The 15,262-nt window shown below is 73.8% G+C and carries 14 protein-coding genes and 2 riboswitches; of the genes, 9 read left to right on the forward strand and 5 right to left on the reverse strand.

The features are described from left to right. Positions 1–24: 24 nt before the first annotated feature. Positions 25–170, reverse strand: a riboswitch (cobalamin riboswitch). 70 nt (positions 171–240) lie between these two features. Together cbiE and cobM are read left to right on the forward strand one after the other, a co-directional pair. Further along, positions 241–1,446, forward strand: a complete 1,206-nt coding sequence (gene cbiE / locus O3S82_RS08530) for a precorrin-6y C5,15-methyltransferase (decarboxylating) subunit CbiE (RefSeq protein ID WP_269307012.1) — start codon at positions 241–243, stop codon at positions 1,444–1,446. Beyond that, on the forward strand, positions 1,443–2,198 hold the full coding sequence (gene cobM, locus O3S82_RS08535) for a precorrin-4 C(11)-methyltransferase (RefSeq protein WP_179424407.1): 756 nt from the start codon (positions 1,443–1,445) through the stop codon (positions 2,196–2,198). Before cbiE ends, cobM begins: the two co-directional genes overlap by 4 nt. Positions 2,199–2,287: 89 nt before the next feature. Here the strand turns inward: cobM and O3S82_RS08540 are convergent, their stop codons facing one another. From O3S82_RS08540 to O3S82_RS08550, 3 genes are read right to left on the reverse strand one after another with little or no spacing between them, the layout of a single operon-like run. After that, complete coding sequence (locus O3S82_RS08540) at positions 2,288–3,790, reverse strand: precorrin-2 C(20)-methyltransferase (RefSeq protein ID WP_269307014.1); 1,503 nt, start codon at positions 3,788–3,790, stop codon at positions 2,288–2,290. Continuing rightward, positions 3,787–4,452 carry a precorrin-8X methylmutase gene (locus tag O3S82_RS08545; RefSeq protein ID WP_179424405.1) on the reverse strand — a complete coding sequence of 222 codons (666 nt, stop codon included), beginning with the start codon at positions 4,450–4,452 and terminating at the stop codon, positions 3,787–3,789. Before O3S82_RS08545 ends, O3S82_RS08540 begins: the two co-directional genes overlap by 4 nt. Next, positions 4,449–5,327: a nitrite reductase gene (locus O3S82_RS08550; protein ID WP_269302130.1), complete on the reverse strand. Its 879-nt coding sequence runs from the start codon at positions 5,325–5,327 to the stop codon at positions 4,449–4,451. Before O3S82_RS08550 ends, O3S82_RS08545 begins: the two co-directional genes overlap by 4 nt. A gap of 49 nt (positions 5,328–5,376) precedes the next feature. Then, positions 5,377–5,558: riboswitch (cobalamin riboswitch) on the forward strand. A gap of 56 nt (positions 5,559–5,614) precedes the next feature. Between O3S82_RS08550 and O3S82_RS08555 the strand changes: the two genes are divergently transcribed. Genes O3S82_RS08555 through cobF form a run of 6 tightly spaced genes read left to right on the forward strand, consistent with a single transcriptional unit; the run spans position 5,615 to position 13,424 of the window. Further along, positions 5,615–6,643 (forward strand): ABC transporter substrate-binding protein, encoded by a 1,029-nt coding sequence (locus O3S82_RS08555; RefSeq protein ID WP_269302132.1) that lies wholly within the window; start codon positions 5,615–5,617, stop codon positions 6,641–6,643. Continuing rightward, complete coding sequence (locus O3S82_RS08560) at positions 6,640–7,659, forward strand: FecCD family ABC transporter permease (RefSeq protein ID WP_269302134.1); 1,020 nt, start codon at positions 6,640–6,642, stop codon at positions 7,657–7,659. The genes O3S82_RS08555 and O3S82_RS08560 overlap by 4 nt, the downstream gene beginning before the upstream one ends. Continuing rightward, positions 7,656–8,417: an ABC transporter ATP-binding protein gene (locus O3S82_RS08565; RefSeq protein ID WP_269302135.1), complete on the forward strand. Its 762-nt coding sequence runs from the start codon at positions 7,656–7,658 to the stop codon at positions 8,415–8,417. The genes O3S82_RS08560 and O3S82_RS08565 overlap by 4 nt, the downstream gene beginning before the upstream one ends. Continuing rightward, on the forward strand, positions 8,414–9,067 hold the full coding sequence (locus tag O3S82_RS08570) for a (2Fe-2S) ferredoxin domain-containing protein (RefSeq protein WP_269302137.1): 654 nt from the start codon (positions 8,414–8,416) through the stop codon (positions 9,065–9,067). Before O3S82_RS08565 ends, O3S82_RS08570 begins: the two co-directional genes overlap by 4 nt. Further along, positions 9,064–12,669: a cobaltochelatase subunit CobN gene (gene cobN, locus O3S82_RS08575; RefSeq protein WP_269302139.1), complete on the forward strand. Its 3,606-nt coding sequence runs from the start codon at positions 9,064–9,066 to the stop codon at positions 12,667–12,669. The genes O3S82_RS08570 and cobN overlap by 4 nt, the downstream gene beginning before the upstream one ends. Further along, positions 12,666–13,424 (forward strand): precorrin-6A synthase (deacetylating), encoded by a 759-nt coding sequence (cobF, locus tag O3S82_RS08580; RefSeq protein ID WP_269302141.1) that lies wholly within the window; start codon positions 12,666–12,668, stop codon positions 13,422–13,424. The genes cobN and cobF overlap by 4 nt, the downstream gene beginning before the upstream one ends. Before the next feature lies 1 nt (position 13,425). Here the strand turns inward: cobF and O3S82_RS08585 are convergent, their stop codons facing one another. After that, the gene (locus tag O3S82_RS08585; protein ID WP_269302143.1) at positions 13,426–14,013 is read right to left on the reverse strand and encodes a dihydrofolate reductase family protein; all 588 of its coding nucleotides are present in this window, start codon (positions 14,011–14,013) and stop codon (positions 13,426–13,428) included. An 82-nt stretch (positions 14,014–14,095) separates the two neighbouring features. Between O3S82_RS08585 and O3S82_RS08590 the strand changes: the two genes are divergently transcribed. Next, positions 14,096–14,686 carry an MOSC domain-containing protein gene (locus O3S82_RS08590; protein ID WP_269302145.1) on the forward strand — a complete coding sequence of 197 codons (591 nt, stop codon included), beginning with the start codon at positions 14,096–14,098 and terminating at the stop codon, positions 14,684–14,686. Between the two features lie 86 nt (positions 14,687–14,772). On the opposite strand, the gene O3S82_RS08595 is transcribed toward O3S82_RS08590, so the two are convergent. After that, positions 14,773–15,240, reverse strand: a complete 468-nt coding sequence (locus tag O3S82_RS08595) for a PPOX class F420-dependent oxidoreductase (protein ID WP_269302147.1) — start codon at positions 15,238–15,240, stop codon at positions 14,773–14,775. Between the last annotated feature and the right edge of the window lie 22 nt (positions 15,241–15,262).

A 15,262-nucleotide genomic window follows, 5' to 3' on the forward strand; every position in this document is an offset into this window, starting at 1 on the left:
ATGTCGGTCCGGGACGCGGATTGCGCCCCGGGTCGGATCGAGGCCGGTCTTCGGACTTCCCAGATCTGTGCCTGAGTCACCGCAGCGGGCCCTGTGCCGGATTCTCACCGACTTCCCAGATTCTCCCCGTGGCCAAACGGCCGTGGGGCACCTCGAACCTTCGCGATCACCCTAGACGCATCCGTGGCGGACCGGACGGGGGGCCCGGTGGCCGGGACGACCGGGCTAGGGTCCTCGACCATGAGCGTGCACGTGACCGTGGTCGGCGTCGGGGCCGACGGCTGGGCCGGTCTGCCGGCCTCGTCGAGGGCGATCGTGGAGGGCGCGCGGACGCTGCTCGGCGGCGACCGGCACCTGGCCGGCGTCCCCGCGATCCCGGGCCAGATCCGCCGTCCGTGGCCGTCGCCGCTGCGGGACGGACTGCCCGATCTCGTGGCGGCGGCCGAGGGTCCCGTGGTGGCGCTCGCGTCCGGTGATCCGCTGGTCTCGGGCATCGGCACGACGCTGATCGACCTGCTGGGGACCGAGCGCGTCGTGATCGTGCCGGCGGTGTCGTCGGTGGCGCTGGCGCGCGCCCGGATGGGCTGGCCCGCGGAGTCGGTGGGCGTCGTCAGCGTCGTCGGACGGGACGTGCGACTCGTCGTTCCTGCCCTGTCCGCGCACGGCCGCCTGCTCGTGCTGTCGAGCGACGAGTCCACCCCCGCGGCCGTGGCGACGCTGCTGACCGACCTCGGCTGGGGCGCCTCGCGGCTCGTCGTGCTGGGGGACCTCGGCGGCGCGGACGAGACCCGGATCGAGGGCATCGCGAACGCCTGGCACGCGACCGCCCCGCGCCTGAACGTGCTGGCCGTCGAGGTCCGTGGCGCCGGACCCGGCTGGGCCGTCGGCGGCGTGCTGCCCGACGACGCCTTCGACCACGCCGGCCAGATCACGAAGCGCGACGTGCGCGCCAGCGCCCTCGCGCGGCTCGCTCCGGCTCCCGGTCAGCTGCTGTGGGACGTCGGCGCCGGAAGCGGCTCGATCGGCGTCGAGTGGATGCGCGCGTGGCCCAGCGCCCGTGCGATCGCGATCGAGTCCCGTCCCGACCGGGCGACCCTCGTGCGCCGGAACGCGGACGCCCACGGTGTCCCGGGCCTCGAGGTCGTGGAGGGCGACGCACCCGCCGCACTGTCCGGCCTTGAGCGACCCGACGCGGTCTTCGTCGGGGGTGGCGCCACCGTCGACGGCGTGCTGGACGCGTGCTGGACGGCGCTGCTGCCCGGCGGCCGGCTCGTCGTCCACGCCGTCACGGCCGAGACCGAGGCCGTCCTCCTCGATCGGTACCGTCGTCATGGCGGCGAGCTCGTCCGCCTCCACGTCGAGCGCGCCGAGCCGCTCGGCACCTTCACCGGCTGGACGCCCGCCCGCGCCGTCAGCCAGTGGTCCATCGTCAAGGGAGACTCATGACCGTCCACTTCGTCGGCGCCGGACCCGGCGCGGCCGACCTGCTCACCCTGCGCGCGGTGCGGCTGCTGGAGCGGGCCGACGTGGTCCTGTACGCCGGCACCTACCTCGACGCCGAGGTCCTCGGCCACTGCCGCGACGGGGCGCGGCTGGTCGACACGCAGCACCTCGACCTCGAGGAGATCACCGCCGCGCTGGTCGACGCCCACCGTGAGGGACTCGAGGTCGTGCGTCTGTGCTCCGGCGACCCCTCGCTGTACTCGGCCGTCCACGAGCAGGCGCGCCGGCTCGACGCCGCCTCGGTGGCGTGGGACGTCACTCCCGGCGTGCCCGCCTACGCCGCCGCCGCGGCGATCGTCGGCGCCGAGCTCACCGTCCCTGAGCTGGCGCAGTCCGTCGTCCTCACCCGCACGCAGGCGCGCTCCACGCAGATGCCGGCGGGTGAGCAGCTCGCGGCGTTCGCCGCGACCGGCGCGACGCTCGCCCTGCACCTGGGGATCACGCGCACGCGGGAGCTCGCGGCCGAGCTGGCCGAGCACTACGGCGCCGACTGCGCCGTGGCGGTGGTGTCGAAGGCCACCCAGCCCGACGAGCTCGTGCTGCGCGGCACGCTCGCCGACATCGCCGACCAGGTCGAGGCCGCCGGGCTGCGCCAGGCCGCGGTGATCCTCGTCGGCCCCGCCTTGGCTCCCGACGTGCGAGGCGGCGAGTCGTACCTCTACGCGGCCAGCCGCGAGCGTCGCCAGCGCCCCTAGGACCACCCCTGCGGCGACCTCGGCCGGGGCGGCGGTGAGTCAGCAACCGCATCCGGGCCTCGTAGGGTTGCCAGCTCACCGCTCACCCGTCACTGCACGAAGCGCGGGCTCCAGACGCGTCCGGACGGCGTGACCCGCGTGGACGACGCGCCGATCAGCAGCAGGCACTTCATGTCGACCGTCTCGGGGTCGAGCTCGCCGAGCGTGGTGACCGTGAGGCTCTCCTCGGCACGGCCGACGTCGCGTCCGACGACCACCACGGTGTCGGGCGACTTGTGCTCCAGCAGCACTGCCCGTGCCTGCGCGACCTGCTCGGTGCGCGAGCGCGACCGGGGGTTGTACAGCGCGAGCACGAGGTCGGCCGCGGCCACGGCACGGAGCCGCTGCTCGACGACCTCCCACGGCTTGAGCCGGTCGGAGAGGCTCATGACGGCGAAGTCCGCGCCGATCGGTGCTCCGGCGCGCGCGGCGACCGCCTGGACGGCCGAGATGCCGGGGACGACGCGCACGGCGACATCGGCGTAGCGCGGGTCCTCCGCGGCCTCGAAGACGGCCGACGCCATGCCGAAGATGCCGGCGTCACCGCCCGACACGACGGCCACGCGCTCGCCGGCGAGCGCCAGCTCGAGGGCGTCACGAGCGCGGTCGACCTCCACCGTGTTGCCCGACGCGTGACGCACCAGGCCGGAGCGCTGGGGGACCCGCTCCACGTAGGGGCCGTAGCCGACGACGTGACCGACCTCGGCGAGCACCTGCGTGGCCTCGGGCGACAGCCAGGCGTCCGGCCCGGGGCCCAGGCCCACGACGACGACCTCGGCGTCCACGGCGGGCGCGACGGCCTCGGGTGCCGGGCTCTCGTACCGCGCGACTCCGGGGCGGGTGTCGCCCGGAACGAGCACGATCGAGAAGTACGGCACGGTCTCGGGGTCGACCTCGGCCACGGGCAGCACCCGCTCGGCGTCCATCGACGCGCGCTCGACGTACCAGGAGCCCTCGACGCGGCCGGCCTGCTCGAGGGCCGAGCGCACCTTCGCGAAGGTCCGGCCGAGCTTCATGATCACGGCGCCGTCGGTGTCCGCGAGGCGCCGGGCCAGCTCGGGCTCGGGCAGCGTCCCGGGCAGCACGGTCAGCACGTCGGTCTGCCGCACGAGCGGCAGTGCGGTGGTCGCGGTCGCCGCGGCGAAGGCCGGAACGCCGGCGACGACGTGCGTCTCGAACTCACCGTGGAGCCGGTCGTGCAGGTACATGAACGAGCCGTAGAGCATCGGGTCGCCCTCGGCCAGGACGACGACGTCGCGGCCGGCGGCGAGGTGCTCGCGGACCCGACGCTCGCAGTCGGCGTAGAAGTCGGCCATCGCGCCGGCGTACCCGCCGGGATGGTCGCTGACCTGCGTCGTGACCGGGTAGACCAGCGCCTCCTCCGCGACGCCCGGGCGCAACAGGCCGGCGGCGATGCGGCGCGCGTTCGACTGCTTGCCGACGCCCTGGTGGTAGGCGACGACGTCGGCTGCCTCGATGAGCCTGGCGGCCTTGAGGGTGATCAGCTCGGGGTCGCCGGGGCCCACGCCGACGCCGTACAGCCGCCCGGTCACTCGCGCTCCTGGGCGAGCGCGTTGAGGGCCGAGGCGGCCATCGCGGAGCCGCCGCGGCGCCCGGTGACGACGAGGTACGGGACGTCGAGTCCGGGCACGTCGGAGGCGAGGTCGATCAGGGCCTGCTTCGACTCCGCGGCGCCGATGAAGCCGACCGGCGTCCCGATGATCGCGGCGGGACGCGGGGCCCCGTCGCGCAGCATCTCGAGCAGGTGGAACAGGGCCGTCGGGGCGTTCCCGAACGCCACGACGGCGCCCTCGAGGTGCTCGGTCCACAGTGAGACCGCGGCGGCCGACCGGGTGGTCGACCACGCCTTGGCCAGCTCCGGGACCCGCTCGTCGCGCAGCAGGCACCGGACCTCGTTGTCGCGGGGGAGCCGAGCGCGGGTGACGCCCGAGGCCACCATGTGCGCGTCGGTGAGGATCGGCGCGCCCGACTCCAGCGCCGCGCGCGCGGCCGACACCAGCGCGGGGTGGATCACGAGGTCGCGGGCGAGGTCGGTCTGACCGCAGGCGTGGATCATCCGCACGGCGACCTTCTCGGCGCCCGCCGGCACGCCCGTCAGGTCGGCCTCGGCGCGGATCGTGGCGAACGAGTCGACGTAGATCTGGGCGCCGTCGGTCTCGTAGGCGTACCGGCGGGCGGGTGGGGCGAGGGTCATGCGTTCTCCAGGTCGGGGACGATCAGGGTGCGCCACGGCGTGATCACGACGAGCGGGGCGTCCAGCGCGAGGACGTCGTCCATCAGCCGCCGGTCGAGACGTCCGCCCGGTGCCGCCAGGTGCAGCGCGAGCCGGCCGTCGTCCTGCGTGATCCTGCCAAGCGGCGGCGGCTCGGCCGACACCCGGGTCTCCTCACGGCGTTCGTGGACGTGCCCGAGGAGGCCGGCTCCGGCGCCGGGCAGCTCGTCGACGTGCCACGGCGACTCGGGCTGGGCACCGGCGGCCGCGACGAACCTCCGGGCGAGGCCCGCGAGCGCCTCCGCGGCCTCCGCGACGGGCACGGCCGGACCCCACGCCGAGCGCCCGGCACGGAGCTGCGCCTCGGTCGTCGAGACCGCCACGAGACCCAGGTCGAGGTCGCGGCCCGCGACGTCGCCGCGTCCGTCGTCGAGCACGAACAGGAAGCGACCGGCGAGCGCGGCGAGCATGGGATCGGCGCACAGACGCTCGTCCAGCTCGCGCACGGCAGGTCGCAGGTCGACGCGGCCTCCGACGATCCCGGTGAGGGGCGAGGCCATGATGTTGCGGACCCGCTCGTGCGAGGCCGACGGCATCAGGCCGGTCGCCATCACGGCATCGACGACGGCGTCGGGCAGGCAGCTGTCGTCGTGCGCGATGCCGCGGACCTGCAGGTTGGCTCGGGAGGTCAGGTGCACGGCGCCGTCCCCGTGCGACTCGGCGACCTCGTGCAGTCCGCGCAATGCGCCGGTCGTGAGGCGGCCGCCCGGCACTCGCACGCGCACCAGGGCGCCGTCGTCGGCGATCCAGGGGCGCAGCAGGCCGGGGCACAGGTCGCGGCGGGTCCGTTCGGTCACGCCGACATGGTGCCATCCGGCCCTGCCGCCGCACGTCCGGCCGCGGGACTGCTACGGTCGGCTCGCCAGTCAAACTCAGCGATGAGCCAGGGAACCCGGTGAGAGTCCGGGACTGACGCGCAGCGGTGAGGGTGACGGGCGGGGCACACAGCCACTGGACCGAGAGGTCTGGGAAGGCGCTCCGTCCGGTCGATCCCGAGTCCGAAGACCTGCTGGCCCTCACGGCAACCGCCGTCTGGTCCCACCGGGCTTCGCGAACGAGCCCCAGACCTCGAAGGATCACGCCCGTGCGTACCTCTGTCCGCCGTACCCTCGTCCTGCTCTCCGCAGGCCTGCTGACCCTCGGCGCCTGTGCGTCCGAGGACACCGATCCCGACCGCGCCTCCTCCGACGGCTACCCTCGCACCCTCGAGAACTGCGGCCGCACCACCACCGTCGAGTCCGCGCCGCAGCGCATCGTCTCACTGAACCAGGGCTCCACCGAGATCCTGCTGTCCCTCGGAGTGGCCGACCGGATGGCCGGCACCGGCACCTGGACCGACCCCGTCATGAAGGGCCTCGAGGCCGAGAGCGCGAAGGTCGAGCGGCTCGCCGACAGCGCCCCCTCGATGGAGCGGGTCCTGCAGACCGAGCCCGACCTCGTGACCGCCTCGTTCGCCAGCACGCTGGGCAAGGGCGGCGTCGGCACGGCCGGCGCGTTCGCCGACGTCGGCGTGCCCACGTACCTGTCGCCCGCCGAGTGCGAGGGCAAGGACAACGAGGGCGACGACGACGGCGCCCGGACCGGTGTCCTCGAGATCGACGCGATCTACCGCGAGATCACCGAGCTGGCCGAGCTGCTCGACGTGGAGGACCGTGGCGACGAGCTGGTCTCGTCGCTGCAGGACCGCGTCGCGGCCGCCTCCGCGAAGGCCCCGGAGGACGACGTCAGCGTCCTGTACTGGTTCGCGAACGCCGAGTCGCCCTACCTCGCCGGCTGCTGCGGCGGTCCCGGCATCATCACCCGGGCGCTCGGCCTGGAGAACGTCTTCGACGACACCAAGGCCGAGTGGCCGCAGGTGGGCTGGGAGACCGTCGCGGAGCGCGACCCCGACGTCCTCGTGATCGGCGACCTCACCCGCAAGAGCCAGACGGCCGAGTCTGCGCAGGCCAAGATCGCGTTCCTCGAGTCCAACCCCGTCACGCGCGAGATGACGGCGGTCAGGAACCGGCGCTACGTCGCGCTCTCGGGCGCCGCGCTGAACCCCTCGATCCGCACCGTCGAGGGCCTCGAGCAGGTCGCCGACGCGCTGGCCGAGTTCGGCCTGTCGCAGTGACGGTCACCCGGCGCGCCTGGATCCTGGGCTCGGCCGGGGTGGCGGTGCTGGTCGCGTCGGTGTGCGTCGCGGTGACCATCGGCCCCTCGGACGTCGGTCCGCGGTCCGTGCTGTCCCTGGCCTGGTCGCGGGCCATCGGCGGCGAGTCCGGGCTGACCCGCATCCAGGAGGGCATCGTCTGGAACCTGCGCCTGCCCCGCACGCTGCTCGCCGCGGCGTGCGGGGCCGGCCTGGCCGTCTGCGGCGTCATCCTGCAGTCGCTGCTGCGCAACCCGCTGGCCGACCCGTTCGTCCTCGGCGTCTCGTCCGGCGCCTCCACCGGAGCGGTCTCGATCGTCGTGCTCGGCGTCGGCGCGGGGACGATCGGCCTGGCGGGAGGCGCCTTCGTGGGCGCGATGGGCGCGTTCCTGCTGGTGCTCGTGCTCGCCGCGGCGGCGGGCGGGACCACCGACCGTGTCGTGCTGGCCGGCGTCGCGGCGACGCAGCTGTTCTCGGCGCTGACCTCGTTCATCGTCTTCACCGCCGCCGACGCCGAGCAGACCCGCGGCGTGCTGTTCTGGCTGCTCGGCTCGCTCGGCAGCGCCTCGTGGACCGACGTCGCGGTCGTGGGCTCGACGGTGGCGCTCGCCGTGGTCGCGTGCCTGCTGCTGGCGTCGACCCTGGACGCGTTCGCGTTCGGCCAGGACAGCGCCGCCGCCCTCGGCGTCGACGTGGGCCGCGCCCGGATCATCCTGCTCGTGATCACCGCACTGACCACGGCGGTCATCGTCAGCACGTCCGGTGCCATCGGGTTCGTCGGGCTCGTCCTGCCGCACGTGGCCCGCGCGATGGTGGGCGTGAACCATCGCCGGATGCTGCCGCTCGCGGCGATCAGCGGCGCCGTGTTCCTCGTGTGGGTCGACACGGCCGCCCGCACCATCATCGATCCGCAGGAGCTCCCCGTCGGCGTGGCCACGGCGCTGCTCGGCGTGCCGGCGTTCGCCCTGGTCCTGCTGCGTCGGAGGTCCCGCGCATGAGCCTCAGCGCCTCCTCCGTGTCCTGGGCGGTCCGCGACCGCCTGATCGTCGACGGCGTCAGCATCGACGCGGCGCCCGGCTCGATGGTCGGGCTGCTCGGGCCCAACGGGTCGGGCAAGTCGAGCCTGCTGCGGCTGCTCGCCGGGCTGCGGGCCCCCTCGTCCGGGGTGGTCCGGCTGGGCGACGACGACCTCGCGACCCTGCGGCGGCGTCACGTCGCCCAGCGCGTCGGCGTGGTCGAGCAGGAGTCCGCGACGGACACCGACCCGCTCGTCCGCGACGTCATCGAGCTCGGCCGGATCCCGCACCGGCGCTCGTGGCAGCCCGCGGGGGAGCACGACGTCGACGCCGTGCGCCGTGCGGCCGCGGCGACCGGCGTGCTCGAGCGACTGGAGCAGCCCTACGCGACCCTCTCCGGCGGCGAGCGCCAGCGGGTGCAGATCGCGCGCGCGCTGGCCCAGGACCCCGAGGTGCTGCTGCTCGACGAGCCCACCAACCACCTCGACGTCCGTCACCAGCTCGAGGTGCTGCGGCTCGTCCGCGACGCCGAGGTCACCGCCGTGGCCGCCCTGCACGACCTCAACCTCGCGGCGGCCTACTGCGACGAGGTGGTGGTCCTGGCCGAGGGCCGCGTCGTGGCCTCCGGCACACCCACCGCGGTCATCACCGAGGACCTCGTCGCCGACGTCTACGGCGTCACCGCGTTCGTGGAGCCGCACCCCGTCACCGGGGCCCTGACGGTGGTGTGGCAGCCATGACCGTCCTCGTCCACGTCGCCACCGCCCTGTCGGACGCCGCGCGCCAAGGCGTGCTGCGCCGCGCCGCCACGGAGGCGGGCGCCCGGATCGCGTTCCTGCAGGGCGCCGAGCCGACCTTGGTCCGCGTGCTGGACGAGCTGCACGGCGAGGGCGTGCGCGAGCTGCGTCTCGAGCCCGTCTCCACGGACGACCTCGCGTTCGCCCGCTCGTGGGTGGGACGCGTGGCGGGGCACTGGCTCCGCGCGCAGGTCGACCCGCCGATCCTGCACTTCGGTGACCGGACGATCACCGGCCGCGAGGCCGCCCTGACGTCCTCGGCCTGGAATGCCCCTCCGGCCCTCCGGCACCACCTGCTGCTGTGCCGCGGACCGCGCTGCAGCGCCCACGGGTCCGACGACACCTACCGCGCCCTCGTCATGGCCCTCGTGCAGGAGGGCCTCACGGACTCCGACGTCCTCATGGCCCAGACCGGCTGCCTGTTCCCGTGCAACCACGGACCCGTGGCCGTCGTCCACCCCGAGGGCGCCTGGTACGGCCCCGTCGGACCCGACGACGCCGTCCGGCTCGTGCGCGAGCACCTCGCCGCCGGCCGACCCCTCGACGACCTCCGCATCCCCGGCACCACCGCGCCACCCGAAGGAGCAGCATGACCCGCATCGCCCTCATGTCCACGTCCGACACCGACCTCCTGTCGGCCCGCGCCAGCGGCGCCGCCTACTCGTGGGCGAACCCCGGCCGGGTGACCGACGACCGCCGCGACGCGCTGGTGGACGAGGTCGACCTGGTCGTCCTGCGCGTCCTGGGCTCACCGGAGGACGTCCGCGACGTCGCCGCCCTCGTGCGCGAGCGGGGCCGTCCGCTCGTCGTGCTCGGTGGCGAGCGGCTCCCGAACGCGGCCCTCATGGAGCTGTCGACCGCGCCGATCGGCGTGTGCGCCGAGGCCCACCGCTACCTCGCCGAGGGCGGCGCCGAGAACCTGCGCCAGCTGCACGCCTTCCTGTCCGACACCGTCCTGCTCACGGGCGAGGGCTTCGAGCCGCCCGCCGTGCTGCCCGAATGGGGCGTGAGCGAGCGCGCCACGCCCGCCACCGAGGGCCTGCCGCGCGTCGGCATCCTCTACTACCGGGCGCACGAGGTGAGCGGGAACCAGAGGTTCGCGCACGAGCTCGCGGACGCGATCGACGCGACGGGTCGTGGCACCGGCGTCCCGATCTTCGTCTCGTCCCTGCGCGCCGCCGCCGACGACCTGTTCGACGAGCTCGCGACCCTCGACGCCATCGTCGTCACGGTGCTGGCCGCCGGCGGGTCCAAGCCCGCGACCGCGAGCGCCGGCGGGGACGACGAGGCGTGGGACGTCGAGCGGCTGCGTGCGCTGGACGTGCCCGTCCTGCAGGCACTTGCGCTGACCTCGACGCGCGAGGAGTGGGAGGCCTCCGACGACGGCGTCACGCCGATCGACTCGGCCACGCAGATCGCCATCCCCGAGTTCGACGGGCGCCTCATCACGGTGCCGTTCTCGTTCAAGGAGGTCGACGACGACGGCCTGCCGCGCTACGAGACCGATCCGGAGCGCTGCGCACGGGTGGCCGGCATCGCGGTCAACCACGCCCGGCTCCGGTTCGTGCCGCCGGCCGAGCGCAGGGTCGCCCTCGTGCTGTCGGCCTACCCGACGAAGCACAGCCGGATCGGTAACGCGGTCGGCCTCGACACGCCCGTGTCGGCGATCCGCCTGCTCCGGCAGCTCCGCGACGCCGGCTACGACCTCGGCGCGCCGGGCGAGATCCCCGGCGTCGACCCACTGCCGCCCGTGGAGGGCGAGGAGCCGGACACCACGTCGGGCAACGCGCTCATCCACGCGCTCATCGAGGCCGGCGGCCAGGACGAGGAGTGGCTGACGCAGGCCCAGCTCAGCAGCTCGCACGTGCGCATCAGCCGCGACGACTACCTGCGCTGGACCGCCGACCTCCCGGCCGCGCTGCGCGACGAGATGGTCGAGACCTGGGGCGAGGCGCCGGGATCGCTGTTCGTCGACGACGACGGCGACATCGTGCTGGCCACCCTGCGCGCGGGCAACGTCGTCATCCTCATCCAGCCGCCGCGCGGCTTCGGCGAGAACCCGGTCGCGATCTACCACGATCCCGACATGCCGCCCTCGCACCACTACCTCGCGGCGTACCGCTGGCTCGAGCACGGCTTCGGGGCCGACGCCGTGGTGCACCTCGGCAAGCACGGGTCGATGGAGTGGCTGCCGGGCAAGAACGCCGCGCTGTCGGCCGCCTGTGCGACGGACGCCGCGATCGGCAGCATGCCGCTGATCTACCCGTTCCTGGTCAACGACCCGGGCGAGGGCGCGCAGGCCAAGCGGCGCGCGCACGCGACGATCGTCGACCACCTCGTCCCGCCGATGGCGCGCGCCGAGGGCTACGGCGACATCGCGAAGCTGGAGCAGCTGCTCGACGAGTACGCGAACGTGGCCGCGATGGACCCGCCGAAGCTGCCGGCCATCCGCCAGCAGATCTGGACACTCATGCAGTCCGCGCAGATGCACCGCGACCTCGGCCTCGACGAGCGACCCGGCGACGAGGAGTTCGACGACTTCCTGCTGCACGTCGACGGCTGGCTGTGCGAGATCAAGGACGTCCAGATCCGCGACGGCCTGCACGTGCTGGGGCAGGCGCCCGAGGGCGAGGCGCGGGTGAACCTCGTGCTCGCCGTGCTGCGCGCCACGCAGGTGTGGGGTGGCCAGGAGAAGGCGCTGCCGGGACTGCGCGCGGCGCTGGGCCTGGCGGAGGACGCCCCCCTGCCCGAGGTCGACGCCGTCGAGGCCCAGGCCCGCGGTCTCGTCGAGACCATGGAGAAGTCGGGCTGGGACCCGGCCGCGATCGACACGGTGCACGACGACCCGATCGTGCAGGCCGTGCTGCGCTTCGCGGCCGAGCAGGTCGTCCCGCGGCTCGCGGCCACCACCGACGAGCTGACCAACATCCTGCGCGCGCTGGACGGCCGGTTCATCCAGGCCGGACCGTCGGGCTCGCCGCTGCGCGGCCTCGTGAACGTGCTGCCGACCGGCCGGAACTTCTACACGGTCGATCCCCGCGCCGTGCCTTCGCGGCTGGCGTGGGACACGGGTCAGGCGATGGCCGAGTCGCTCGTCGCCCGGCACCTCGAGGACACGGGGGAGTACCCGCGCTCGGTCGGGCTGTCCGTCTGGGGCACCTCCGCGATGCGCACGTCCGGCGACGACATCGCCGAGGTCCTGGCACTGCTGGGCGTCCGGCCCACGTGGGATCCCGCGTCGCGCCGCGTCAACGGCCTGGAGGTCATCGACCTCGCCGAGCTGGGGCGCCCGCGGATCGACGTCACGGTGCGCATCTCCGGGTTCTTCCGCGATGCGTTCCCGCACGTCATCGAGATCCTCGACGACGCGGTGCGGCTCGTGGCCGACCTCGACGAGCCCGAGGAGTCCAACTACGTGCGGGCCCACACGGCGCAGGACCTCGCGGAGCACGGCGACCACCGCCGCGCCACGACCCGCATCTTCGGCTCGAAGCCCGGCTCGTACGGCGCCGGCATCCTGCAGGTCGTCGAGTCGGGCACGTGGCGCGACGACGCCGACCTCGCCGAGGTCTACACGGCGTGGGGCGGCTTCGCCTACGGCCGCGACCTCGACGGCGTCGCCGCCAGCGACGACATGCGCACGAGCTACCGCCGCATCGCGGTGGCCGCGAAGAACATCGACTCGCGCGAGCACGACATCGCCGACTCCGACGACTACTTCCAGTACCACGGCGGCATGATCGCCACGGTCCGCGCGCTGACCGGCACCGAGCCGAAGGCGTACGTCGGCGACTCCACCACCCCCGACGCGGTGCGCACCCGCACGCTGCAGGAGGAGACGAACCGCGTCTTCCGCTCGCGCGTCGTCAACCCGCGCTGGATCTCCGCGATGCAGCGCCACGGGTACAAGGGTGCGTTCGAGCTGGCGGCGACGGTGGACTACCTGTTCGGCTTCGACGCCACGGCGGGGGTCGTGCACGACTGGATGTACGAGTCCCTGGCGAAGGAGTACGTGCTCGACGAGACGAACCAGGAGTTCATGCGGCGCTCCAACCCGTGGGCCCTGCGCGGCATCGTCGAGCGGCTCAACGAGGCCGCCGACCGCGGGCTCTGGGAGGAGCCCGATCCCGAGGTCATGGCCGAGATGGCGCGCGTCTACCTGGAGGTCGAGGGCGACCTGGAGGACGACGCGTGACGCGGCGGCTCGCGCTCGTCGGACTCGGGCCGGGCGACCCCGACCTGCTGACGGCGCAGGCGGCCCGGGTGCTCAACGAGGTCGACCACCTGCTCGTCGCCGACAAGACCGCGCAGCACCCCGGCACGGCCGACCTCATCGCCATGCGCGAGGAGATCTGCCGCCGCCACGTGCGCGGACCGTGGCACCTCGTGGCGGTGCCCGACCCGGAGCGCGACCGCGACGACCCGACCGACTACGCCGGTGCCGTGCGCGACTGGCACGAGGCGCGCGCGATCGCGTTCGAGGCAACGCTGCTGGAGCACCCGGGGGACGCGGCGATCCTGGTCTGGGGCGACCCGTCGCTCTACGACTCGGCGATCCGGATCGCCGACCGCATCGAGGAGCGCGGGGTCGTCGAGGTCGAGGTCGAGGTCGTGCCCGGACTCAGCAGCGTGCAGCTGCTCGCCGCGCGGCACCGGCTCGTGCTCAACGCCGTCGGCGGCCCGATCACCATCACCACCGGCCGGCGCCTGCTGGAGGACGCGACCGCCGGAGACAACCTCGTGGTGATGCTCGACGGGTCGCTGACGTGCCGGCGCCTGCCGGAGCGCGCGGCCTGGAACGTCTGGTGGGGCGCCAACCTGGGATCGGCGGACGAGGTCGTGGTCGCCGGCCGGCTCGACCGCGTCGTCGAGGAGATCGCGGCCAGGCGTGCGGAGGCCCGGGCCGCCCGCGGCTGGGTCATGGACACGTACCTGCTGCGCCGGGCCTGACTCAGTCCCACGTCCGCAGCGAGGGCCGGTACGTCAGCTCGACGGTGCGGTCGTCGAGCACGCGGTGCTCCAGCAGCTCGAGGTCGAAGTCCTCGGCGTCGGCCAGCACGGGCCGCTCGCCCGTGCGCCCGGTCAGCACCGGGAACACCGTCAGCTGCACCACGTCGACGAGCCCCGCCGCCATGAGGTCGCGGTTCAGGCCGAGACTGCCGTGGGAGCGCAGCGGCACGTCGGACTCCTCCTTCAGCCGCGCCACGACCTCGGCAGCGTCGCCGCGAGCCACGGTGACGTCGGGCCAGTCGAGGTCGCCGTCCAGCGTCGACGAGACGACCGTGGTGGGCATCCGGCGCATCCGTCCGACCCACGTGTCGTCGAGCTCGGGGTACTGGTCGGCGGACAGCATCTCGACGAACTCACGGAAGGTCGTGGCGCCGAGCACCATCCGGACGTCCGACGAGTAGAGCTCCTCGCGGCGCCGCAGCAGTTCGGGACCCTGCCGGCCCCAGTAGCCGCCCCAGTCGCCCGGCGGCGGGTACGAGCCGTAGCCGTCCACGCTGGCGAACACGTCGAAGGTGTAGGTCGCGGTCATGCTGCCTCCCCGCCTCGGTCCCTGTCCCCGAGTGTCCACCGCAGGCGTCGATCCGGCCAGCACCGCGTGACAGCATGGGCCCATGCCCGATCCCCGCGTCGTCGCCGTCAGCCGGGACGACCGGCACCGCTTCAGCAAGGTGCCGGTCGAGTCCATCACGCTCGTCGAGGGCCACGGGGTCGAGGGCGACGCCCACGCCGGCGCCTTCGTGAAGCACCGGTCGCGCGTGCGGAAGGACCCCCGGCAGCCCAACCTGCGCCAGGTGCACCTGATCCACGCCGAGCTGTTCGACGAGGCCCGCGTGATGGGGCACGAGCTGACCGCCGGCGACCTCGGCGAGAACGTGCTGACCGAGGGCGTCGACCTGCTCGGCCTGCCCACCGGGACGCTGCTCGATCTCGGCGGCCCGGTCGTGCGGATCACCGGCCTGCGCAACCCCTGCGTGCAGATCAACCGCTTCCAGCCCGGACTCATCAAGGTGGTGCTGGCCAAGGCGGACGGCACGCCCGCCTCGCGACCCGCCCCGCCCACCGGCTCCGCGGGCGCCTCGGCCCCCGTGGTCCGCAAGGCCGGCGTGATGGCCGTCGTCGAGCGCGGGGGAGAGGTGCGCCCCGGCGCCGCGGTCACCATCACGCTGCCGGCCGAGCCGCACACGCCCCTGCAGCCGGTCTGACCTCCGCCCGTCCCGAGATTTGCTCCACTTTCCACGTTTCATACGTGCCAAAAGGTGGAAATCGGAGCAAATCTCGGGGGCGCTGGCTAGTCGTCGGCGAGGCGCGCGGGGAAGCCGCCGGTCGAGATCGGGCCCCAGGACGTGGGCGTGATCCGGATCAGGCTCTTGCCCTGGTCGAGCATCGCCTGCCGGTACTCGTCCCAGTCGGAGTGCTCGCCGGAGATGTTCCGGAAGTACTCGACGAACGCGTCCAGCGCGTCGGGCACGTCGAGCACCTCGGCCGTGCCGTTGACCTGCACCCACGCGTCGTTCCACTCGTCCGACAGCACGACCACGCTGACCTCGGGGTCGCGGCGCGCGTTGTGCGTCTTCGCCCGCTCGGGATAGGTGGAGATCACGAGCCGTCCGGAGTCGTCGACCCCGCCGGTGACCGGCGAGGCCTGCGGGCTGCCGTCGGAGCGTCGCGTGAGCAGGATGAACCGGTGACGCGGCCGGACGAAGTCGAGCAGCTCGTCGAGGCCGACACGGGTGTTGGTGGCGATGGAGCGGGGCATGGACTCACGCTACGCCGCGGGG

Origin of the sequence: Aeromicrobium sp. HA (assembly GCF_027171405.1) — a bacterium.
Taxonomy (GTDB): domain Bacteria; phylum Actinomycetota; class Actinomycetes; order Propionibacteriales; family Nocardioidaceae; genus Aeromicrobium; species Aeromicrobium tamlense.